The sequence below is a fragment of the Azonexus hydrophilus DSM 23864 genome, assembly GCF_000429605.1.
In the GTDB taxonomy this organism is placed as follows: Bacteria; Pseudomonadota; Gammaproteobacteria; order Burkholderiales; family Rhodocyclaceae; genus Azonexus; species Azonexus hydrophilus.
In genome coordinates this window covers 18,432-39,072 of the sequence record NZ_AUCE01000012.1, presented here as the reverse complement: position 1 = coordinate 39,072, position 20,641 = coordinate 18,432, and the positions used below count along the sequence as shown (strand labels likewise).

18 protein-coding genes are annotated in these 20,641 nt (G+C 64.4%); 4 read left to right on the top strand and 14 right to left on the bottom strand.

The annotated features are described in order from the left end of the window. On the top strand, positions 1–2,805 hold the full coding sequence (locus G471_RS18235) for a PAS domain-containing hybrid sensor histidine kinase/response regulator (RefSeq protein ID WP_051295278.1): 2,805 nt from the start codon (positions 1–3) through the stop codon (positions 2,803–2,805). Here the strand turns inward: G471_RS18235 and G471_RS0104210 are convergent. From G471_RS0104210 to G471_RS0104175, 8 genes are read right to left on the bottom strand one after another with little or no spacing between them, the layout of a single operon-like run. Beyond that, positions 2,785–3,189, bottom strand: coding sequence for a DUF4870 family protein (locus G471_RS0104210; RefSeq protein ID WP_028994228.1), 405 nt, complete (start codon positions 3,187–3,189; stop codon positions 2,785–2,787). The genes G471_RS18235 and G471_RS0104210 overlap by 21 nt on opposite strands. Further along, positions 3,186–3,683, bottom strand: a complete 498-nt coding sequence (locus tag G471_RS0104205) for a GNAT family N-acetyltransferase (RefSeq protein WP_028994227.1) — start codon at positions 3,681–3,683, stop codon at positions 3,186–3,188. Before G471_RS0104205 ends, G471_RS0104210 begins: the two co-directional genes overlap by 4 nt. Beyond that, entirely contained in the window at positions 3,680–5,155 is a 1,476-nt protein-coding gene (ubiD, locus tag G471_RS0104200) for a 4-hydroxy-3-polyprenylbenzoate decarboxylase (protein ID WP_028994226.1), read from the bottom strand. The genes G471_RS0104205 and ubiD overlap by 4 nt, the downstream gene beginning before the upstream one ends. After that, positions 5,152–6,027, bottom strand: coding sequence for a 4-hydroxybenzoate octaprenyltransferase (gene ubiA, locus G471_RS0104195; RefSeq protein WP_028994225.1), 876 nt, complete (start codon positions 6,025–6,027; stop codon positions 5,152–5,154). Before ubiA ends, ubiD begins: the two co-directional genes overlap by 4 nt. Beyond that, a complete protein-coding gene (locus G471_RS0104190; RefSeq protein WP_043420868.1) occupies positions 6,024–6,800 on the bottom strand; it encodes a hypothetical protein in 777 nt (258 codons plus the stop codon). Before G471_RS0104190 ends, ubiA begins: the two co-directional genes overlap by 4 nt. A 43-nt stretch (positions 6,801–6,843) precedes the next feature. Continuing rightward, positions 6,844–8,724 (bottom strand): MFS transporter, encoded by a 1,881-nt coding sequence (locus G471_RS0104185; protein ID WP_028994223.1) that lies wholly within the window; start codon positions 8,722–8,724, stop codon positions 6,844–6,846. Then, complete coding sequence (gene aas / locus G471_RS0104180) at positions 8,721–10,862, bottom strand: bifunctional acyl-ACP--phospholipid O-acyltransferase/long-chain-fatty-acid--ACP ligase (protein ID WP_211226382.1); 2,142 nt, start codon at positions 10,860–10,862, stop codon at positions 8,721–8,723. The genes G471_RS0104185 and aas overlap by 4 nt, the downstream gene beginning before the upstream one ends. Then, positions 10,862–11,128, bottom strand: coding sequence for an ArsR/SmtB family transcription factor (locus G471_RS0104175; protein WP_245580502.1), 267 nt, complete (start codon positions 11,126–11,128; stop codon positions 10,862–10,864). The genes aas and G471_RS0104175 overlap by 1 nt, the downstream gene beginning before the upstream one ends. A gap of 170 nt (positions 11,129–11,298) precedes the next feature. On the opposite strand from G471_RS0104175, the gene G471_RS16655 reads away from it, so the two are divergent. Further along, a complete protein-coding gene (locus G471_RS16655) occupies positions 11,299–13,632 on the top strand; it encodes a penicillin-binding protein 1A (protein WP_043420867.1) in 2,334 nt (777 codons plus the stop codon). Positions 13,633–13,647: 15 nt separating this feature from the next. Here G471_RS16655 and G471_RS0104165 read toward each other — a convergent pair whose 3' ends face one another. Beyond that, positions 13,648–14,394, bottom strand: a complete 747-nt coding sequence (locus G471_RS0104165; RefSeq protein ID WP_028994220.1) for a M48 family metallopeptidase — start codon at positions 14,392–14,394, stop codon at positions 13,648–13,650. A gap of 123 nt (positions 14,395–14,517) precedes the next feature. Here G471_RS0104165 and G471_RS0104160 point away from each other — a divergent pair, with 123 nt between their 5' ends. Continuing rightward, complete coding sequence (locus G471_RS0104160) at positions 14,518–15,408, top strand: alpha/beta fold hydrolase (RefSeq protein ID WP_028994219.1); 891 nt, start codon at positions 14,518–14,520, stop codon at positions 15,406–15,408. Here G471_RS0104160 and recG read toward each other — a convergent pair. Together recG and G471_RS0104150 are read right to left on the bottom strand one after the other, a co-directional pair. Continuing rightward, the gene (gene recG, locus G471_RS0104155) at positions 15,398–17,425 is read right to left on the bottom strand and encodes an ATP-dependent DNA helicase RecG (protein ID WP_051295277.1); all 2,028 of its coding nucleotides are present in this window, start codon (positions 17,423–17,425) and stop codon (positions 15,398–15,400) included. The two genes, G471_RS0104160 and recG, sit on opposite strands and share 11 nt — an antisense overlap. Before the next feature lie 7 nt (positions 17,426–17,432). After that, positions 17,433–17,813 (bottom strand): RidA family protein, encoded by a 381-nt coding sequence (locus tag G471_RS0104150; RefSeq protein WP_028994217.1) that lies wholly within the window; start codon positions 17,811–17,813, stop codon positions 17,433–17,435. 53 nt (positions 17,814–17,866) lie between these two features. Here G471_RS0104150 and G471_RS0104145 point away from each other — a divergent pair, with 53 nt between their 5' ends. Further along, complete coding sequence (locus G471_RS0104145; protein ID WP_028994216.1) at positions 17,867–18,187, top strand: tetratricopeptide repeat protein; 321 nt, start codon at positions 17,867–17,869, stop codon at positions 18,185–18,187. Here G471_RS0104145 and G471_RS0104140 read toward each other — a convergent pair. Genes G471_RS0104140 through G471_RS0104130 form a run of 3 tightly spaced genes read right to left on the bottom strand, consistent with a single transcriptional unit; the run spans position 18,184 to position 20,625 of the window. Further along, positions 18,184–18,951 carry an SPOR domain-containing protein gene (locus G471_RS0104140; protein WP_157272442.1) on the bottom strand — a complete coding sequence of 256 codons (768 nt, stop codon included), beginning with the start codon at positions 18,949–18,951 and terminating at the stop codon, positions 18,184–18,186. The two genes, G471_RS0104145 and G471_RS0104140, sit on opposite strands and share 4 nt — an antisense overlap. 9 nt (positions 18,952–18,960) lie before the next feature. Continuing rightward, positions 18,961–19,521 carry a DUF2802 domain-containing protein gene (locus G471_RS16650; protein ID WP_051295276.1) on the bottom strand — a complete coding sequence of 187 codons (561 nt, stop codon included), beginning with the start codon at positions 19,519–19,521 and terminating at the stop codon, positions 18,961–18,963. A gap of 6 nt (positions 19,522–19,527) precedes the next feature. Further along, a complete protein-coding gene (locus G471_RS0104130) occupies positions 19,528–20,625 on the bottom strand; it encodes an OmpP1/FadL family transporter (protein WP_028994214.1) in 1,098 nt (365 codons plus the stop codon). Positions 20,626–20,641: the final 16 nt, after the last annotated feature.

The window sequence follows — 20,641 nt, the reverse complement described above, 5'->3', positions numbered from 1 at the left end:
GTGCGCAAGCTGCCCCTGGCCCATCGGCTCCTCCTGCTGTGGTTTGCCGCAACCCTTGCCGTGCTGGTGGTTGCCGGCTTGCTGTTTTCCGTCCTGCGCGGGCAGCAACAATGGGAAGAACAGACGCGCACGATCGACGCCGCCTGGCATCACCTCGACACGGAAACCGAATATCGTGCCCAGGAACTGGCTGGGATGACGCGAACGCTGAGCGAATCGCCCAAGCTGCAGGCTACCCTGCACCTGTTTGACGGCTACTTCGACAGCGAACGCGGCAACCCCGACATCTTCGACTTCCCTGCCCGCGAACTCGCCTTGCTGCTCGGTGAAAGCGGCCGGACCAGCGGCATCGACTGGTTGCTGGTCAGCGGCCGGCACGGTCCGATCGCCGGCTATGCCATGCAGCAAAATCTCTACTGGTCGCAGCGCAGCGAAGGCGAGCCGGTGCTTTTCGCCAGCAAGGCCAGTCTGGCACCGTTCGAACCGATTGCCAGCATTGACCTGGCAGCACCAGCCAACGGCAGCGATAAGGTCCGTTTCGGGCGTTGCCGCACCGCCCCCGGCATCGCGCTGCTCCATGACCTGCCCGTCGTTTCAGCGGCCGGCGAAATCGGCCGGCTGTCGGTCGGCCGCTGCCTGGATCTCGCCTTCATCGAACGCACCGCCGGCGAAACCGGCCTGGCCTTCGCCATCGGCAACGACGAAACGCTGCATTCGGCACTGATGCCGCCCCAGGCATTGATGACCGACAGCGGCAAGGAACGCGAGCTGAACTTGCGCTGGTTTACCGACCTGCACCTCGGCAGGTCCGGAGAACACACCTTCTCCACCGCCACCGCACAACTGCTCGATGGCCCCGCCGTCAGCTTCCGTTTTGTCCGTCCGGCTGACATCGGTGATGCCTCCACGGGTTTGCTGATCGGCGCCGGCTTCGCCAGCCTGGCTGCCGTTTCGCTGCTGGTATTCATCATCGGCCTGATTTTCATGCGCCGGGAAATCATGAATCCACTCGACCGCCTGATGCAGGCCGTCGACTCGGCCCGCAGCGGGCACTTCGTGCCGGTCGACGGCAAGCTGCCGGACAACGAACTGGGGACGCTGGCGCGTGTCCTCAACGAGACCATGACGGCGCTGACCCGTGAGCGCGCGCACCTGCACACCCTGGTCGACACCATCCCCGACCTGATCTGGCTGAAGGATCCGGAAGGCGTGTACCTGGCCTGCAATCCGCGTTTCGAGCAGTTTTTCGGCGCCAAGGAAGAGGAAATTGTCGGCAAGACCGATCACGATTTCGTCGACGCCGAACTCGCCGACTTTTTCCGCGAAAAGGACCTGGCTGCCGTTGCCGCCGATGGACCAAGCACCAACGAGGAATGGCTGCACTTTGCCGGCTGCGACTATCAGGGCTTGTTCCTGACCACCAAGGTGCCGATGCGCCTGGCCGACGGCACCCTGATCGGTATCCTTGGGATCGCCCACGACATCACCGAACTGCGCGCCGCGATGGATGAAATTGCCGGCCACCGCGACCAGCTGGAGATCAAGGTCCGCGAACGCACCGCTCAGCTTGAAGCGGCCATCGAACTGCAGAAGACAACCGAACTGGCATTGCAGGAAGCCAAGGAAGTCGCCGAGGCGGCCAGCCTGGCCAAGAGCAGCTTCCTGGCCAACATGAGCCACGAAATCCGCACCCCGCTCAACGCCATCACCGGCATGGTGCACCTGATCAGCCGCGCCGGTGTTCCGCCCGATCAGCAGGAGCGCCTGCACAAGATCGACCTGGCCGGCCAGCATCTGCTGAACATCATCAATGCCATCCTCGACCTGTCGAAGATCGAAGCCGGCAAGTTCGAGCTCGAGGAAAACGAACTGCAGCCGGGCAGCATCCTCGCCAATGTTTCCTCGATGATGCTCGACAAGGCGCTGGAGAAGGATTTGCAACTGGAGATCGTCAACGACGTTCCCGGTCTCGTGCTGCGAGGTGACGCCGGCCGCCTGCAGCAGGCATTGCTCAACTTCGCCGCCAATGCCATCAAATTCACCGACCAGGGCAGCGTTACCCTGAAGGTCAGCCGCGAACAGGAAGACGAGCACGGCGTCCTGCTCCGCTTCGAGGTCCGCGATACCGGCATCGGCATCGACCCGGCGGCCCAGGCCCGCCTGTTCTCCGCCTTCGAACAGGCGGACAACACGATTACCCGACGCTTCGGCGGTACCGGCCTGGGCCTGGTCGTGACCCGCAAACTGGCGCTGGCCATGGGCGGCGACACGGGGGTCAGCAGCCAACCCGGGCACGGCAGCACCTTCTGGTTCACCGCCCGACTGAAACACGGCCACGCCAGCATCACCGCACCGAGCCGCCCGAGTATCCAGGGAGAGAGCGCCGAAACATTGCTCGCTCGCGACCATGCTCACTGCCGCCTGCTCCTCGCCGAGGACGAACCGATCAATCGCGAAGTCGCACTGTCGCTGTTCAGCGATGTGAACCTGCAGGTGAATGTCGCCGAAGACGGTCAGCAGGCACTGGAGATGGCAACCCGCGGCAATTACGACCTGATCCTGATGGACATGCAGATGCCGCGTCTCGACGGTCTCGAAGCGACCCGCCGCATCCGCGCGCTACCGGCGCGGCAACACGTACCGATCCTGGCGATGACCGCCAATGCCTTTGCCGAGGACCGTCAGCGCTGCCTCGATGCCGGCATGGACGACTTCATCGCCAAGCCGGTCGATCCCGACATCCTGTTCGGGACGGTGCTCAAGTGGCTGCGCAAGCGCGCCGCCTCACAAGCCGATAGCGTTTGAACTGCCGAGCGCCAGCCAGCCGCGGACAACGCGGTAGGCAACCCAGAAACCGAGCACCAAGATCACGCCGATGGCGATCGGAATACCGATGATGGTGATCAGAAACAGGCCATAGACACCGAGCCACAGCACGGTGAACCAGAAGGTCCGGATCTGCCAGCGAAAATGGCTTTCCAGCCAGGTGCCGCGAACTTCGCTGCGCATCCAGTAGTTGAGGAAGACCGCCAGCAGCGACGGCACCCCGAAGACAAAGCCGCCGGCGATGGTCGCCGACGAGGTGACGCCGACGACGACGGCAATCGCATGCAGGCCATAGATCAGGTGGGTGACATTGACCAGCGACGGGCGCACGCCGCCGGGGCCGCCAGGGACAGGCTCGTTCATGATTTCTCCTCGGCCAGCAGTTTCTGCAGGAACAGCGCCTGACCAGCCGCCGGGTCGAGCACATAGGGCGCGAAACCGGCGAGCTGGTACGAAGCCATCGCCTGCTGGTTGTTCGACAACACTTCCAGCGTCAGCTTGCAGCAGCCGAGTGCCCGCGCCTTGGTCTCGGCCCAGGCCAGCAGCGCCTGACCGATACCCTGACGGCGGCGGTCGCGGCGCACCACGATATCGTGGATGTTGAGCAGCGGCCGGGCAGCGAAGGTCGAGAAACCGGCGAAGCAATTGATCAGCCCGACCGGCTTGTCGCCAGCCAGCGCCAGTCCGCCGTGATAGACCGGCACACCCTTCAAGCCTGCGACCAGCGTCGCCTTGACCTCGGGCTTGAGGCCCTGACCGCCGCCCATCGGGTCCTGCGCGTAGTGGTCGAGCAGCTCAAGCAAGGCCGCCGCATGGGTGGTGTTGTTCAGATCGAGATCGATGACGGTCAGGCTCATAAGCCCAGTTTCCCCCAGAGATCGTCCACGCGCTGTTTAACCGCAGCGTCCATGACGATGGGCCGCCCCCATTCGCGCTGGGTTTCGCCCGGCCACTTATTGGTCGCGTCGATCCCCATCTTCGAGCCCAGGCCGGCGACCGGGCTGGCGAAGTCGAGGTAGTCGATCGGCGTGTTATCGACCAGGGTCGTATCGCGCACCGCGTCGAAACGCGTGGTCATCGCCCAGATCACTTCCTTCCAGTCGCGGATGTCGATGTCGTCGTCCACGACAACGATGGTCTTGGTGTACATGAACTGGCGCAGGAAAGACCAGATGCCGAACATGATGCGCTTGGCGTGGCCGGGATAGGCCTTCTTGATGCTGACGATGGCCATGCGGTACGAGCAGCCTTCCGGCGGCAGGTAGAAATCGACGATTTCGGTGAACTGCTTCTGCAACAGCGGCACGAACACTTCATTGAGCGCCACGCCCAACACCGCCGGCTCGTCGGGCGGCTTGCCGGTATAGGTGCTGTGGTAGATCGGGTTCTTGCGCATGGTGATGCGGTCGACCGTGAACACCGGAAATTCCGCCTGCTCGTTGTAGTAGCCGGTGTGATCACCGTAGGGGCCTTCGAGCGCCATCTCGCCGGGATGGATATGGCCTTCGAGAACGATCTCGGCGGAAGCGGGCACTTGCAAACTTGAGCCGAGGCATTGCGTCAGCTCGGTCTTGCCGCCGCGCAGCAGGCCGGCGAACTGGTATTCGGAAAGGCTGTCCGGCACCGGCGTCACCGCGCCGAGTATGGTCGCCGGATCGCAGCCGAGGACCACGGCAATCGGGAAAGGCTGGCCGGGGTTGGCCATCTTGAAATCGCGGAAATCGAGCGCACCGCCGCGATGCGCCAGCCAGCGCATGATCAGCTTGTTCGGCCCGAGCACCTGCTGGCGGTAGATGCCGAGGTTCTGGCGGCTCTTGTGCGGGCCTTTGGTGACGACCAGGCCCCAGGTGATCAGGGGCGCGACGTCGCCGGGCCAGCAATGCTGGATCGGCAGCCGCGAGAGGTCGACGTCCTTGCCTTCCCAGACGATCTCCTGGCAGGGCGCGTTCGACACCTTCTTCGGCGCCATGTTGAGCACCTGCTTGAGCACCGGCAGCTTGTCCCAGGCATCCTTCAGGCCCTTGGGCGGCTCCGGTTCCTTGAGGTAGGCAAGCAGCTTGCCGACTTCGCGCAGCGCCTGCACCGAATCCTCGCCCATGCCCAGGGCTACGCGCCTGGGCGTGCCGAACAGGTTGGTGAGTACTGGCATCTCGTGACGCCGGCCCTGCGTATGAGCCTTTTCGAAGAGCAGTGCCGGACCGCCGGCGCGCAGCACGCGGTCGCCGATCTCGGTCATCTCCAGGTGGGTATCGACATCGACCGCAATGCGCTTGAGTTCGCCGGTCTTTTCCAGTTGCGACAGGAAGTCGCGCAGGTCGTGGTATTTCATCGGAGCAGGAAGTCCAGGGCAATGCCGGCGAAGATGATGCCGCCGACCCAGTTGTTGTGCAGGAAAGCCTTGAAGCAGGCCATGCGTTCGCGGCCGCGAATCCAGATGTAATGGACGCCCATGATGCCGGCGGCAATGGCCAGCGCGCTGTAGAACGGCCAGCCCAGCGCGTAGGTGCTGCCGACCCAGGCGATCAGCGCCAGCGTCGCGGCGTAGCAGAGCATGACGGCGGCGACGTCGAAACGACCGAAGGTGATCGCCGAGGTCTTGATGCCGATCTTGAGGTCGTCGTTGCGGTCGACCATGGCGTATTCGGTATCGTAGGCAACCGCCCAGAAGATGTTGGCCAGCAGCAGCCACCAGGCTTCGGCCGGCACGCTGCCCTGGTGCGCAGCGTAGGCCATCGGGATGCCGAAGCCAAAGGCGATGCCGAGGTAGGCCTGCGGAATAGCCAAGAAGCGCTTGGTGAAGGGATAGCTGGCAGCCAGGAAGACCGCTGGGATTGACAGCCAGATGACCAGCGGAATCCCCAGCACCAGCACCAGCGCGAAAGCCAGCAGGCAGAGGACGGCGAACAGCGCCAGTGCTTCCTTCGTGCTCACCCGACCGGCAGTCAACGGACGCTCCTTGGTCCGTTCGACATGCTTGTCGAAATCGCGGTCGGCGTAGTCGTTGATGACGCAACCGGCCGAACGCATGAGCACGGTGCCGAGCACGAAGACCAGCAGCACGGGCCAATCCGGACGGCCATTGGCAGACAGCCACAGCGCCCACAGCGTCGGCCACAGCAAGAGCAGGATGCCGATTGGCTTGTCCAATCGCATCAGCTTCTCGTAGAGATCCAGTCTTTCCTTGATCGCGGCCAGGGTCATGCGTCGATTCTACCTTCTGTGTCGCGTGCCCGCCGCGCCTGCTGCCAGGCAACGACGGCCTGCCCGGAATGGGCGAGGATGGCCTGGTAACGTTCAGCAGGCAGCGCGTGACGCAAGGCCGCGAATAACTGCTGCGTGCCGTCCTGGGCCATCGCCGAGGCCGCCGCATCGGCGAGCAGCGAAATCTGGATGCTGGCCAGCGCGTCGGCAATCAACCGCCAGCCGAGCTCCGGCATCTGTTCGTTGAGCCCGAGCAGCAGGCTGCCCAGCGGCCGGACCAGGCCTTCGGCCTGTTCGGCCGTCTCACAAGCGGCCATCGCATGCCACAGCGCGAGATGGATGCTGCGGCGCAGTTCGACCTTGAAATCGACGGCGGCGAATTCATTCCCCGTCAGCGCCGCAAACTGTTGCTGGAAGCGCGCATCGGCGGTGGCGTCGAGACGCGTGCGCAGTCCGCCGATCAGCGCCGTCAGCGCCGGGATCGCTTGGAGCTGGAATGCCTGCGTGTAAGCCAGCCCCCAGGCATCGAGCCCGTTGATCAACAGGGCCAGGCGCAGCGCCCGGGCGTCGTCGGCGGCACCGGCCTGGCTCCAGTTGTAGCAGCGCCCGGCCAGTTCGCCGAGGGCGCCGGCTTCGGCGTCACTGTCCGGCGCGACGGCCATGCGGAACACGGCGGCAAAGGCATCCTGCGCTAGGCGCGCGGCCAGTCGCTGGCTGTCGGTATCGGCCAGGGTGGCCAGCGGGTCGGCGGGAATCGGGGAAGCGGTGGCCATCGTCAGCTTTCGGGCAAAGTCCGGGATTTTACCGCCGCGCCGGCTATTTGGCCGCCCCCCGCAAGCTCAGCACGCGTTCGAACAAGGTCGTCGGCGTTGCCGCCGTCGGCGCCAGCGGCGCGCCGACGTGCAAGCTGATCGGCGAAAACATCCCGCGGCGGAACGGCGTTTTCATCGCCGCACCATCGATGCGCGAGAAAAAACTACCCCACAAGCCGGACAGCGCCATCGGCACCACCGGCACCGGATTGGCCGCGAGGATGCGGGCGATACCCGGGCGGAAAGGCTGCAACTCGCCATCACGGGTGATGTTGCCTTCGGGGAAGATGCCGACCAGTTCGCCATTGGCCAGTGCGGTCGACACCTCGGCAAAGGCCTTCTCCGTCAGCGCCGGGTCTTCCTTGGCCGAGGCGATCGGAATCGCCCCGCAGTGGCGGAAGACGAAGCCGAGCAGCGGCGTGCGGAAGATGCGGTGATCCATGACAAAGCGGATCGGCCGCGGTGACGCCCCCATCAGGATCACCGCATCGGCGAAGCTGACGTGGTTGGCGACCAGCACCGCCGGCCCGGCCAGCGGGATGTGTTCGACGCCTTCGCTGCGCAACCGGTACACCGCCTTGACCAGCAGCCAGGCGACGAAGCGCAGCAGAAATTCCGGCACCAGCCCGTAGATGTACACCACGACTGCCGCATTGAGCAGTGCCGCGATGCCAAACAGCGCCGGGATCGACAGTCCGGCGCCGAGCGCCGCCGAGGCACCGAGGGCGCCGACCACCATGAACAAGGCGTTAAGGATGTTATTGGCGGCAATGATCCGCGCCCGGTGGCTGGCCTCGCTACGCGTCTGCACCAGCGCGTACAGCGGGACGATGAAGAAGCCGCCGAAGACACCGATCATCAGCAGGTCGAACAGCACCCGCCAGATCGCCGGGATACTGAGCAGCGCCGTCAGTTCATGCGCCGTCGTGCCGATCAGGCCGACCGGCGAGGCGAAATACAGGTCCAGGCCGAACAGCGTCAGGCCAATCGAGCCGAACGGCACCAGGCCGATTTCGACATGCTTGCCCGACATCCGCTCGCAGAGCAGCGAGCCGACCCCGATACCGACCGTGAAGATGGCCAGCAGCAGCGTCACCGTCGTTTCGCCACCGCCGAGCACGTTCTTCGTGTAGGCCGGGAACTGGGCGAGGAACAAGGCACCGTAGAGCCAGAACCAGGAAATACCGAGAATCGACAGGAACACGGTCCGGTTACCCTTGGCAAAAACCATGCTGCGCCAGGTTTCGGTCAGCGGATTCCAGTTGACCTTCAGTTCGGGCGCCGGCGGTGGCGCTGCCGGAATGCCCCGGCTGTAAAGGTAACCGAGCACCGCCACGGCCAGCCCGCCAACAGCGATCCACACCGGCTGACTCACCGCCCCCGCCAGCAGCCCGCCGGCCAGCGTGCCGATCAGGATGGAAACGAAGGTGCCGGCCTCGATCAGCGCGTTGCCGCCAACCAGTTCGTCCTCGCGCAGGTGTTGCGGCAGGATCGAATACTTGACCGGGCCGAACAGCGTCGACTGCAGGCCGAGCAGGAATAGCGCGGCGAGCAGCCAGCTCAGGCTGTGCAGCCAGAAACCGGCGGCGGCGACGCCCATGATCAGGATCTCCAGCACCTTGGACAGCCGCGCCAGGCCGGCCTTGTCGTACTTGTCGGCCAGTTGCCCGGCGGTCGCCGAGAACAGGAAGAAAGGCAGGATGAACAGGCCAGCCGCCAGATTGCCGAGCAGTTCGACCGGGATCGTCGTCCATTGCGCCGCCTGGAAAGTCAGCAGCACAACCAGCGCGTTCTTGTACAGGTTGTCGTTGAAGGCGCCGAGGAACTGCGTGCCGAACAGCGGCCCGAAACGCTTTTCCTTGAGAAGTCCGAATTGTCCGCTCATGCCGCCTCCGCCATCTGTTTCAGCGTCACGTAATCGATCTTGCCGGTGCCGAGCAAAGGCAGTGCGTCGACCAGCTTGATCTTTCTCGGCACCGCCAGTTCCGGCAGGCCGAGCTCGCGCGCCTTGCTGGCCAGCGCCTCACGGTTCAGTGCCGGGTCGGTGGTGAATAGCACCAGCCCCTCGCCCTTGCTTTCATCCGGCTGGCTCGACACCGCGTGCGGCTTGTCCGGCGCGGTGGCGACGGCGAGTTTCTCGACCACTTCCAGGCTGACCATCTCGCCGGCGATCTTGGCAAAGCGCCTGACCCGGCCGACGATCTTCACGAAGCCCTCGTCGTCGATGTCGACCACGTCGCCGGTTTCATACCAGCCATCACCGGCTTCCGAAGTCGGCGCTTGCAGTACCCCCGGCTGTTCGGCCTTGAGATAGCCGGCCATGACGTTGGGACCGCGCACGTGCAGGATGCCGCCGTTATCAATGCCCGGCACCGGCACCAGCTTGTGCTCGATGCCCGGCAGCAGGTTGCCGACGGTACCGGTTTTGTAGGCCATCGGCGTGTTGACCGCCAGCACCGGCGCCGTTTCGGTAGCGCCATAGCCTTCGAAGATGCGCACGCCGAACTTCTCGAACCATTGACTGCGCACCGCTTCGGAAAGCTTCTCGGCACCGGCAACAACGTAACGCAGGCGGTAGAAATCGTAGGGATGGGCGAACTTGGCGTAATTGCCGAGGAAGGTCGAGGTGCCGAAGAGCACGGTGCAGCCACGGTCATAGGCGACTTCCGGGATCACCCGGTAATGCAGCGGCGACGGGTAGAGGAAGAGGTTGGCGCCGGTCAGCACCGGCAGCAGCGCGCCGGCGGTCAGGCCGAAGCTGTGGAAGATCGGCAGCGCGTTCAATACCTTGTCGTCGACCGAGAAGTCGATCACCGCGCGAATCTGCGCGATGTTGGCGAGCAGCGCCCGGTGCGGCAGCACGACGCCCTTGGGCTTGCCCTCCGAACCGGAGGTGAACAACACCACCGCCGGCTCTTCGGGCGACGCCGACAATTCGAAGGCACGCGGAAAATGGATCGCCCACAGCATCAGCCACAGCTTGTCGCCCAAGCTGATGCGGTCGCGGATATCTTCCAGGTACAGCAACTCAACACCACGCAGCCCGGCCAGCTTGTCGGCGAGCTTGGCCTGCTCGACAAAGGCGCGCGAGGTGACCACCGTCTTTACCTCGGCAGCGGTGCAGGCGGCCTGCATGGCGTCAGTACCGGCCGTATAGTTGAGCATGGCCGGCACGCGCTTCCTGGCACTCAAACCGAAAACCAGGCCAACGGTAGGCACCAGATTGGGCAACAGCAAGCCGACCTTCTCGCCAGGCGCCGATACGCGCTCGATCTGTCGGCCCAGCATCAAGGCCATCTTGAGCAGGTCGTTGTACGAATACTCGATCTGCTTCATGTCCTCCAGCAGGCGCCGGCCGCGCCCGTACACCGTGGCCGCATCGCACAGCGCGCCGTACAGCGTTTGCGTGGGACGCGAAGCAAAGATCATTTCCTGCATCAACTTGCGCATCTGCTCGCCCGCCTTGCGCCGGCGCAATTTTGCGGTCGACGCCGCCGGCATCGGGAAATGCGCTTCCGGCAGCACGGTCAGGCGGATTTTCGGAAACAGCACCTTCGGATACTTGCCCGACAGGCGCGAAAAATACGAGCGCGACGCGCCATCGACGCGTACCGGAATCACCGTCGCGCCGGTCTTGGCAGCGACGAAGGCCGGGCCGTCGTAAACCTTCATCAGCGAACCGGTCTGGGTAATCCGCCCCTCCGGGAAGATGACCACCGGCCGGCCGGATTCGATCAGCCGGATGACCTTCTTCATCGCCATCGGGCTGGTCGGATCGACCGCCAGGTAATCCACCTGCGACAGCAGCAGGCGGAAGTACCAGCGCCGAACAACCCCGGTATGGACCACGAAAACCGGATCAACCGGCAGGAACAGGCCGAGCAACAGGCCATCGAGAAAGGATTCGTGATTGGCGACGATCAGCAGCTTGTGCTGCGAAAAATCGGACTGCCGGAACTGCACATCAACGCGGAACAGCAGGCGGGCGACCCCCCGCAGGATTGGACGCAAAACGGCACGCATCAGGTGGACTCCCGAACGTAATCAAGAACGTTGGTAAAGGTGGTTTCCAGCGCCTTACGGTCAATCCAGAACCACACCTCCTTGCCGATCTTCTCCGAGGCCAGCACGCCGGACTCATGAAGCACTTTCAGGTGGTGCGACACGGTCGACCGCGCCAGCGTCGACACTTCGGCAATCTGCCCGACATTCAGGCGCTCACCCGGCTCGAACAACAGCAGGATGCGCTGACGATGTTCATCGCCCAAGGCAACGAACATCCTGGACATGACGGCCCACTGCGGGGGGATGGTTTGGCTGTAGTCAGATTTCATGTCGACAAGTTTAGTTATATCGATATGATATAGTCAAGCAAAACCACCGAAATTTTTTGTCTTCAACATTACGGCTAAACTGCGCCTTCAAGCGGCCCAGTTGCCACCTCGACCAGGACCAACGCGTGAATTTCTTCTCAACCGCCGTCAAGTTTCTTGCCTTACCTTTTGCCCAAGCCAATTACCGCAATGACCTGCGGCGCACGCTCCTGGCGCTGAGTGCCATTGGCGTGCTGACGGTGTTCGTGCTGCTCGGCGGCACCCTGCTGAGCATCCTGCCCAGGCTGCCATCGCTCGACCTGGTCACCGACTATCGCCCGAAAATCCCCTTGCGCATCTATACCGCCGACGGCGCGCTGCTCGGTGAGTTCGGCGAGGAACGCCGGGACTTCACGCCGATTCAGGAAATTCCGCCGGTGTTGAAGGATGCCCTGCTGGCGATCGAGGATGCGCGCTTCTACGAGCACGGCGGGGTCGATTACCGGGGCGTGGCGCGGGCGGTGGCTGCCGGGCTGACCGGCGGCATGCGCCAGGGGGCATCGACGATCACCATGCAGGTGGCGCGCAATTTCTTCCTGACGCCCGAGAAGACGCTGCGCCGCAAACTGACCGAGGTGATGCTCTCCTACCGCATTGAATCGGCCTTGAACAAGGACCAGATCCTTGAGCTCTACATGAACCAGATTTACCTCGGCCAGCGCTCCTACGGCTTTTCCAGCGCCGCCCGCACCTACTTCCGCAAGCGCCTGCCCGAGCTGACGCTGGCTGAGGCGGCGATGCTCGCCGGCATTCCGCAGAACCCGTCCAAACACAACCCGGCGGTCAATCCGGCGCGGGCCAAGGCACGCCAGGAACTGGTGCTCAAGCGCATGCTGCAACTGGAGACGATCACCCAGGCGCAGTTTGACGAGGCCGTCGCCCAACCGCTGGCGGTCAGCCAGCGCATGCAGTTCGAAGCCCAGGCCGATCATGTTGCCGAACTGGTTCGCCAGGAGCTTTATGCACGCTACCAGGGGGCCACCTATACCCAGGGTTTCAACGTTTACACCACGCTCGACAAGGCTGAACAAAACGCTGCCTACGAATCGCTGCGGCGCAACGTGCTGGCTTACGACCAGCGCCACGGCTACCGCGGCCCGGAAGCTTACGTCGAGCTGCCAGCCGACGCCAACGAACGCGAGGAAACCATTGATCAGGCGCTGGCCAAACACCCGGGCAGCGACAAGCTTATCGCCGCCGTCGTCACCGAGGTTTCAGCCAAGCGCGTACGCGCCGAACCAGCCTTCGGCGACACCCTGGAGATCACCGGCAATGGCCTGCGCTTCGCCGCCCGCGCCCTGCAGCCGAAAACGCCGCTGGCCGAGCGCATCCGCGTCGGCTCGGTGATCCGCGTCAGCCAGGACGCCAAGGGCCATTGGGCGATCGCCCAGATGCCGGAGGTGGAAGCAGCTTTCGTCGCTCTCGACGCCGAGGATGGTTCCTACCGGGCGCTGGTCGGCGGCTTCGACTTCAACCGCCGGCAGTTCAACCACGTCACCAGCGCCTGGCGTCAGCCAGGGTCGATCATCAAGCCTTTCGTCTATTCAGCGGCGCTGGAAAAGGGCTTCTCGCCGGCCACGCTGATGAACGACGCGCCACTGTCGCTGCCCGGTGGCGCCGACGGCCAGCCATGGGAGCCGCGCAACGACGACGGCTACGACGGCACGCTGACGCTACGCCGGGCGCTCGCCCGCTCCAAGAACGTGGTCGCCGTGCGCCTGCTGCAGGCGATCACGCCGCAGTATGCGCGCGACTATCTGACGCGCTTCGGCTTCGACGCCGCCAAACACCCGGACAACCTGACGCTGACGCTGGGCAGCGGCTCGGTAACGCCCCTGCAGATGGCCCAGGCCTACGCGGTGTTCGCCAACGGGGGCCACCAGGTCAGCCCGCGCCTGATCGAGAAGATCACCGACGCCCGCGGCCAGGTGCTGTGGGAAGCCCCGGCGCCGTCGAAGGAAGACAGGCAACCGGTGATCGATCCGCGCAATGCCTTCATCATCGACAGCATGCTGCGCGAAGTGGTGAGCAGCGGCACCGGCGCCGCTGCCAGCCAGCGCCTGGGGCGCAGCGACCTGGCCGGCAAGACCGGCACTACCAGCGACGCGGTCGACGGCTGGTTCGCCGGCTACGCCGCGAACGTGGTGGCGGTGGCGTGGATGGGTTACGACCAGCCGAAATCGCTCGGTGCCCGCGAATTCGGCGCCACCCTGGCACTACCGATCTGGGCCGACTACATGCGTCAGGCGCTGGCCGGCAAGCCTGCCAGCGAGCGGACGGCGCCACCCGGCGTTTCCTACGTCGACGGTGACTGGGTGTACGACGAATTCACGGGCGACGCCGGGGTCAAGGCACTGGACGTGGAGATGTCGCCGCTTGATTCCATTTTCGATGCGATACGGAAGATATTTGGGGACTGAGCAAGGCCCCCTGATTTATACCTGGGCGCGCATGCGCTCGGCCCGGGCTTTCGGGCTCGGGTGGGTGGACAGCCATGACGCCCCACCGCCGCCCAGCGCATCGAGTTTCTCCAGCGCCGTCACGCAGGCCGCCGCCGGATAGCGCTGGGACTTCATGAACTGCATCGCCAGATCGTCGGCCTCGTTCTCGTTGGCCTGCGAATGCTGGGCGCGAACGACCTGCTCGAACAAGTCGCCAAGTTGCGATTCGGCAAGCTGCGCGGTCTTGCCGCCGGTCGAGGCCACGGCACTGCGCAGGGCGCTGGTGCGCATCGCGGTCTGGATGCGGGACTTGGTATGACCGGCCTTGACGTGGCCGATTTCGTGACCGATCACGTAGCGGATCTCGTCGTCGGTGAATTTGTCCATCAGCCCGCTGTAGACGCGGATGGTGCCGTTGGCCATGGCAAAGGCGTTCACTTCCGGCGTCAGGTAGGCCTTGATGTCGAGCTTGAGACCGTCGTAACTGTCCAGCCCCTTGGCCAGTTTGGCGATGCGTTTGCCGTAGGCATCCTTCGGCCCGGCCAGCTTGTTCTTGGCATCGGAATCGGCGGCCATCTGGTCGAAGTAGGACTTGAGGTCGGCGTCGCTGAGCGTCTCCGATTCCATCAGCGTCTTGCCGGCTTCGAGCACCTTGCCGAAATTGAACTGGGCCAGCACCGGATTGACGGCACTGACACCGGACATCAAAGTACCCAACAGCACGAAATCGCGACGTTTCATCAAAGCTCCCGACGGTAAAAACTGGAAAGGCGCGATTATATGCCATCGACACATTTTTCATGCAATGCTGCTGTCGGGCACCAGGCGCTACAATGCCCGCTTCGCGAAGCTCCCCGATCGACCATGCGCCCCTCCCGTTCCGAATTCCTCGACGCCTACGGCGTCCGCCTGCACATCCGTCGCTGGGGCAATCCCGAGGCGCCGACACTGTTCCTGCTGCACGGCTGGATGGATGTTTCCGCATCCTGGCAGTTCGTCGTCGATGAATTGCAGCAGGACTGGAACATCGTCGCCCCCGACTGGCGCGGTTTTGGCCCGTCGCAATGGCTGGACCGCCCGTACTTCTTCGCCGAGCACATGGGCGACATGCTGGCCATCATCGACCGTTACGCGCCGCAAGGGCAGGTGCGCCTGGCCGGTCACAGCATGGGCGGCATCATTGCCACACTGTACGCCGGCCTGTATCCGGATCGCGTCGAAAAACTGATTTCACTCGAAGGCTTCGGTATTGCGCCAACCACGCCGGACATGGCGGCCGGCCGCTACCGGCACTGGCTGGGCGAATTGAAGAATCCGCCGCGCCTGCATGTCTATCCGGATCGACCGGCTTTCGCCCGGCGCCTGATGAAGACCGACCCCTACCTGACCCCGGCACGCGCCGATTTCCTGTCGCGGCACCTGGCCCGGATCGGCGATGGCACGACCAAGGGCGGCGAGTACCGGCATGGCATCATCTGGAACGGCGACCGCTGGCACAAGGCGATGTCGCCCAACCTGTTCCGCCTCGAAGAGTCGATGGCGATCTGGCGCGACATCACCTGCCCGGTACTCTGGGTCGCCGGTCGCCAGTCGTGGATCGTGCGCGATTTCGCCACCCGCCCCGGCGACTGGGAAGCGCGCCGCGCCTGCTTCGCCGATGTCCGCGAAGCCTGGATCGACCAGGCCGACCACATGCTGCACCACGACCAGCCAGAACAGGTGGCGGCGCTGATCGAGGACTGGTTTACGACTTGAGCAATTCCTCGCGGGCGCCCAGCCAGCGTTGCAGGTGTTTTTCGGCCAGGGCCGGATGCTCGGTGAGCATTTCCTCGGCAATCTGGCGCGCCATCTCGACCAGATCAGCGTCCATTTCGAGATCGGCGTAGCGCAGCAGCGGCACGCCGCTCTGGCGGGCCCCGACGAATTCGCCGGGACCGCGAATCTGCAAGTCCTGGCGGGCAATCTCGAAACCGTCGGTATGCTCGAAGATGATCTTCAGGCGCTGGCGGGCGACCTCGCCGAGCGGCCCGGCGTAGATCAGCACGCAACTCGATTCGTACTGGCCGCGACCGACGCGGCCGCGCAACTGGTGCAGTTGCGAAAGGCCGAAGCGTTCGGCGTGCTCGATGACCATCAGGCTGGCATTCGGCACGTCGACGCCGACCTCGATCACCGTCGTCGCCACCAGCACGTCAATCTCGCCGGCGGCGAAGGCGCTCATCACCGCCTGTTTCTCGTCGGCCTTCAGCCGTCCGTGCACCAAGCCAACGGACAGCCCCGGTAGATCGGTCGAAAGCTGTTCGTAGGTTTCTTCCGCCGTCTGCAACTGCAGGGCTTCCGATTCCTCGATCAGCGGACACACCCAGTAGGCCTGGCGGCCTTCCTCGACGTGTTTCTTGACGAAGCCGACGACATCCTGGCGCCGGTTGTCGGCGACCAGCCGCGTCTTGATCGGCGTCCGGCCGGGCGGCAGTTCGTCGAGCACGGTGACGTCGAGGTCGGCGTAGTAGCTCATCGCCAGCGTGCGCGGGATCGGCGTCGCCGACATCATCAGCTGGTGTGGGTTGCTGCCCTTCTTGCGCAGCGCCAGGCGCTGGGCGACGCCGAAGCGGTGCTGCTCGTCGACGATCGCCAGGCCCAGCCTGGCGAAGTCGACGCCATCCTGGATCAGCGCATGGGTGCCGACCACCAGTTGCGCGTCGGCCGCCGTCGCCGCCAGTTGCTCGCGCTTGGCCTTGCTCTTCAGGCTGCCGGACAGCCAGGCGACGCGCACGCCGAGCGGTTCCAGCCAGTCGCGCAATTTCAGGTAATGCTGTTCGGCGAGGATTTCGGTCGGCGCCATGAACGCCGCCTGCCAGCCGGCGGCAATCGCCTGGCAGGCCGCCAGCGCGGCGACGATGGTCTTGCCGGCGCCGACATCGCCCTGCAGCAGGCGCTGCATCGGATAAGGCTGGGCGAGGTCGCCGGCGATCTCGGCCATCGCCCGCAACTGCGCGCCGGTCAGGCCGAAGGGCAGGCGGTCGAGCAGGCGGGCGCCAAGGTCGTCCTGCGCCACCAGCACCGGCGCGCCCTGCTCGCGGCGCGCCAGGTAGGCGCGGCGCAGCGACAGTTGCTGAGCGAGCACCTCGTCAAATTTGACCCGCCGCCAGGCCGGATGATGGCGGGCATGCAGCGTGTCGACATCGGTACCCGGCGGCGGCCGGTGCAGGAAATGGATGCTGCGTGCCAGGCCGGGCAGCTTGAGGCGCTGGCGGATCTCGTCGGGCAGCGTCTCGGACAGGTCACCATCGGCCAGCGCCCGGCCGATCAGCTTCTGTAGCGCTGAACTGGTCAAGCCGGCGGTCGACGGGTAAATCGGCGTCATTTCCGCCGGCAGCGGCTCGCCCTCGGCGATCTTGCGGAAACGCGGATGCACCATCTCCAGCCCGTAGAAGCCGCCGCGCACCTCGCCGAAGACGCGCACCAACGAGCCTTCGCTGAGCGCCGCCTGCTGGTTCGGGTAGAAGCTGAAGAAGCGCAGCGTGATTTCGCCGCTGTCGTCGCAGGCGCGCACGACCATCTGTCGGCGCGGCTTGAACTGGATCTCGTTGTTCAGCACACGCAGTTCGAGCTGCACCGCCTCGCCGCTGAAGGCGCGGGCGATCTCGGTGATGCGCGTTTCGTCCTCGTAACGCAGCGGCAGATGCACCAGCAGATCGGCCTCCGTATGGAGACCGAGCTTGGCCAGCTTTTTCTTCAGCGCATCGGAGGCGCGGATCGGCGCCAGCGACATCCAGCGATCAGCCGAGGAACATCACCGCGTCGGCCTCGACCAGCGCGCCGCGCGGCAATTCCTTGACGCCGACGGCGGCACGCGCCGGGAACGGCTCGCTGAAATAGCGCGCCATCGTTTCGTTGACCTTGGCGAAGTTGCCAAGGTCGGTGAGGAAGACATTGAGCTTGACCACGTCGGCCAGCGAGCCGCCGGCAGCTTCGGCAACGGCCTTGAGATTTTCGAAGACGCGAACGATTTGCGCGTCGATACCGTCTACCATCTGCATGGTCGCCGGATCGAGACCGATCTGCCCGGACAGGTAGACGGTATCGCCGACGCGCACGGCTTGCGAATAGGTGCCGATGGCAGCCGGTGCGTTCGGCGTGGCGATGATGGTCTTGGCCATGTGGAATTCCTTCTGATGATTGGCGAAAGCCGCTATTTTAGACCCGAGCCCCCATGAACCCGCGTATCGAATCCCTGGAAAAAATGATCGACGGCCCGCGTGACGGCGCCCTGCTCCGCTTCTCGTTGGGCAATGAGTACCTGAAGGCGGCGGCGCCGCAACAGGCGGCAAATTGCTTCCGTGCGGCAGTTGAACGCGACCCGCAGTATTCGGCGGCGTGGAAGGCGCTGGGCAAGGCGCTCGCCGAAGCTGGCGATGCGGCCGGCGCCATCGCCGCCTATGAAGCGGGAATCGCCGTTGCCGAGACCAAGGGCGATATCCAGGCCGCCAAGGAAATGAAGGTGTTCGCCAGGCGCCTGCAGAAAGCCGGTTAGCGCCCGCCCTTGGGCGCGATCAGGATCGAGTCGATGCCCAGTTCGCGCAATTTCTCCTGGGCTTCGGCGGCTTCCTTGCGGGTGCGGAAAGGTCCGACCTGAACCCGGGTTTCGATGCTCGATTGAACCCCGCTCAGCGTCAGCTTGGCATGCAGTTCCTCGGCCCGCTGGGCACTGGTGAACACGCCCGCCTGCAGGACAAAACCCGAGAACAAGCGGGGCGCAGCCGGCGTGGTCGGCGTGGACTCGACGACCCGGGCCGACGGCACCGGGGCTTTCGGCACGCTGACCGGCGGCGCAGGCGCAATCGGCGGTGCCGAGGTCATTTCGGGAACGATTTCCGGGCTGGCCGGTGCCACAGGGCGCACCCGCGGCCGTGCCACCGGTGGATTTGCTGGCGCGACCGTGGGCTCAATCGCCGGTTGCGCAGCGACCTCGGGCGGCGGCGGCGCCCCGACCGCAGCCTCAACCGGAACGGCACCCACAGGTGCCGCTTCCTGCACGACCGGCGCCTCATCGGCCACCGGCTCGACCGGTGTCACCGGCTGCGTCACCATCTTCTTGGGCGCGACCGGTACCGGCTCGGTGAACACTCGGACTTCCTGTTCGTCGGCTGGCTGGGACAAATGGTCGAACACCGCCAGCATGCCCAGCAAAACCGCCACCAGGCCACCGGCCATGGCCAGCCGCCGGATCATCTGGTTACGTAGGTCAGGGGCTGCCGCCGTCTCGTTCGCACTATCACCTGCCGGCTTGTCCGTCATGCTCATTCCTCACTGAACCTGGCTGCGAGCGAGAGCCACCACCAGCTCGGCTTCGGCGCGCGCAATGCCGCAGCGTTCGGCAATCGCCGCTGCGTCGTAACCTGCTGCCGCCATCTGTACCGCATCGCCGTAAATCGGTGAAACGGTCTGCGCAGCCCGCAGATGCGCGACTTCCTGCAGCATGTCCTCGCGCAAGGCGGCCAGTTCACCGCGCATCGCATCGACTTCGTCGCGCAACTGGCCCAGTTCGCGCGCCAGACCTTCGGTGACCAGTTCGCTGGCCAGTCGAGCGGACGATGAGGCAAAACTGTCAGCCGACAGGGTATCGCTACGGCGGTCTGGCAACGTCGATTCATCCTCGTTTCCGGCCGCAGCGGGGATTTCCGTTGGCTCGGCTTTCCCCGCAGCAAGGCTGGTGGATGGCGCTGCCGACATGCCTCCCAGCCGACGCATCCGCCACAGAACAACGGCGATATACAGCGCAACCAGAACGATCAGCGCAAGTACGGCCTCGCGCACGCCGATGGTGAGACCGGCGATTTCGAGCGAAGGCAGACTGGCGCCGAACACGACCCCTTAGAACCCGATCGAATACTGGACACCCACGACGTGGGCTGCGCTATCGTACTTCCCGATCACACCTTGCTCGATACTGACATCACGCATGTAGCGATAAGCATAGCCGACATCAAGCAGGCTGCGACCAAAGGTCCACTGCCCGCCCACCGACAGCCACAAGCGACTGCTATCCGGCATGCGCACGGTACGCTTGCTGTCGGTTACCGGCGAACGGTCATAGGCAATACCGAATTTCAACTTTGCCTGATCGTTGTACTTGTAGGCGGCCCCCCAAGCGAGGCGCCAGGCATTGTCAAGATCAAATCCATCGACTCCCTTCCAGCGTGTATGGGACAGGTCTCCCATGGCCTCCCAGCGATCGGAAACCTGTTGCCAGACCGACAGGGTGAACACCGCCGGCGTATCGATATCGCGTCGCGCGGCAACGCCTGAATCAGTTCCCGAAATCGCATGCTCGATCTTCGAACGATAAGCGACCCCGACACGCATGGCCGGCGATAGCGTGAACAACGCACCGACATTCCAGCCCAGCGAGTTGTCGTCGCCCTTGAAATCTTCCCCGGTACGGGTCAGGCGGACGTCCATCGTCTGGTAGTTCAGGCCGGCACCGAGGGAAACCACGTCGCTAACCTTGTAAGCGATGGCCGGATTGACATTAACCGTGGTCAGTTCGGTTTCGATGCCGGACGCACTTCCGGCCCAGCCAGCGTCATAACGCGTATCGAGCAGGTACGGCCGGGAAACACCCAGACCAACGGTTAGAGCCGGCGTGAACTGCCAGGTCAGGTAGGCATTGGGCAAGGCATTGCTTTCGCCGGCATCACCGCCCGAGCTCACACCGGCATTGTTACGGAACTTGTAACGCTCTGACACACCGACCACGCCCATGGAGAAATTGACGCCTTCAAGGCGGCTCATGCCGGCCGGATTGGCAAACAGCGTGGCGGCATTGTCTGCGATGGCTGCCGAGCCTGCGTACGCGACGCCCAGTCCGCTGGCATTCTGCTCAAGCGCCTGGTAACCGGCTGCCGATGCCAGGCCAGACATGGCCAGCAGCATTGCAGCAGGCAGGGTACGCATGGTGGTCTTGTTCATTTCCTGAATCCCCGAA

Bases quoted from the DNA above. Each gene is read 5' to 3' on its own strand.
- G471_RS0104210 (WP_028994228.1), bottom strand. From the start codon at position 3,189: ATGAACGAGCCTGTCCCTGGCGGCCCCGGCGGCGTGCGCCCGTCGCTG.
- G471_RS0104205 (WP_028994227.1), bottom strand. From the start codon at position 3,683: ATGAGCCTGACCGTCATCGATCTCGATCTGAACAACACCACCCATGCG.
- ubiD (WP_028994226.1), bottom strand. From the start codon at position 5,155: ATGAAATACCACGACCTGCGCGACTTCCTGTCGCAACTGGAAAAGACC.
- ubiA (WP_028994225.1), bottom strand. From the start codon at position 6,027: ATGACCCTGGCCGCGATCAAGGAAAGACTGGATCTCTACGAGAAGCTG.
- G471_RS0104190 (WP_043420868.1), bottom strand. From the start codon at position 6,800: ATGGCCACCGCTTCCCCGATTCCCGCCGACCCGCTGGCCACCCTGGCC.
- G471_RS0104185 (WP_028994223.1), bottom strand. From the start codon at position 8,724: ATGAGCGGACAATTCGGACTTCTCAAGGAAAAGCGTTTCGGGCCGCTG.
- aas (WP_211226382.1), bottom strand. From the start codon at position 10,862: ATGCGTGCCGTTTTGCGTCCAATCCTGCGGGGGGTCGCCCGCCTGCTG.
- G471_RS0104175 (WP_245580502.1), bottom strand. From the start codon at position 11,128: ATGTCCAGGATGTTCGTTGCCTTGGGCGATGAACATCGTCAGCGCATC.
- G471_RS0104165 (WP_028994220.1), bottom strand. From the start codon at position 14,394: ATGAAACGTCGCGATTTCGTGCTGTTGGGTACTTTGATGTCCGGTGTC.
- G471_RS0104160 (WP_028994219.1), top strand. From the start codon at position 14,518: ATGCGCCCCTCCCGTTCCGAATTCCTCGACGCCTACGGCGTCCGCCTG.
- recG (WP_051295277.1), bottom strand. From the start codon at position 17,425: ATGTCGCTGGCGCCGATCCGCGCCTCCGATGCGCTGAAGAAAAAGCTG.
- G471_RS0104150 (WP_028994217.1), bottom strand. From the start codon at position 17,813: ATGGCCAAGACCATCATCGCCACGCCGAACGCACCGGCTGCCATCGGC.
- G471_RS0104145 (WP_028994216.1), top strand. From the start codon at position 17,867: ATGAACCCGCGTATCGAATCCCTGGAAAAAATGATCGACGGCCCGCGT.
- G471_RS0104140 (WP_157272442.1), bottom strand. From the start codon at position 18,951: ATGACGGACAAGCCGGCAGGTGATAGTGCGAACGAGACGGCGGCAGCC.
- G471_RS0104130 (WP_028994214.1), bottom strand. From the start codon at position 20,625: ATGAACAAGACCACCATGCGTACCCTGCCTGCTGCAATGCTGCTGGCC.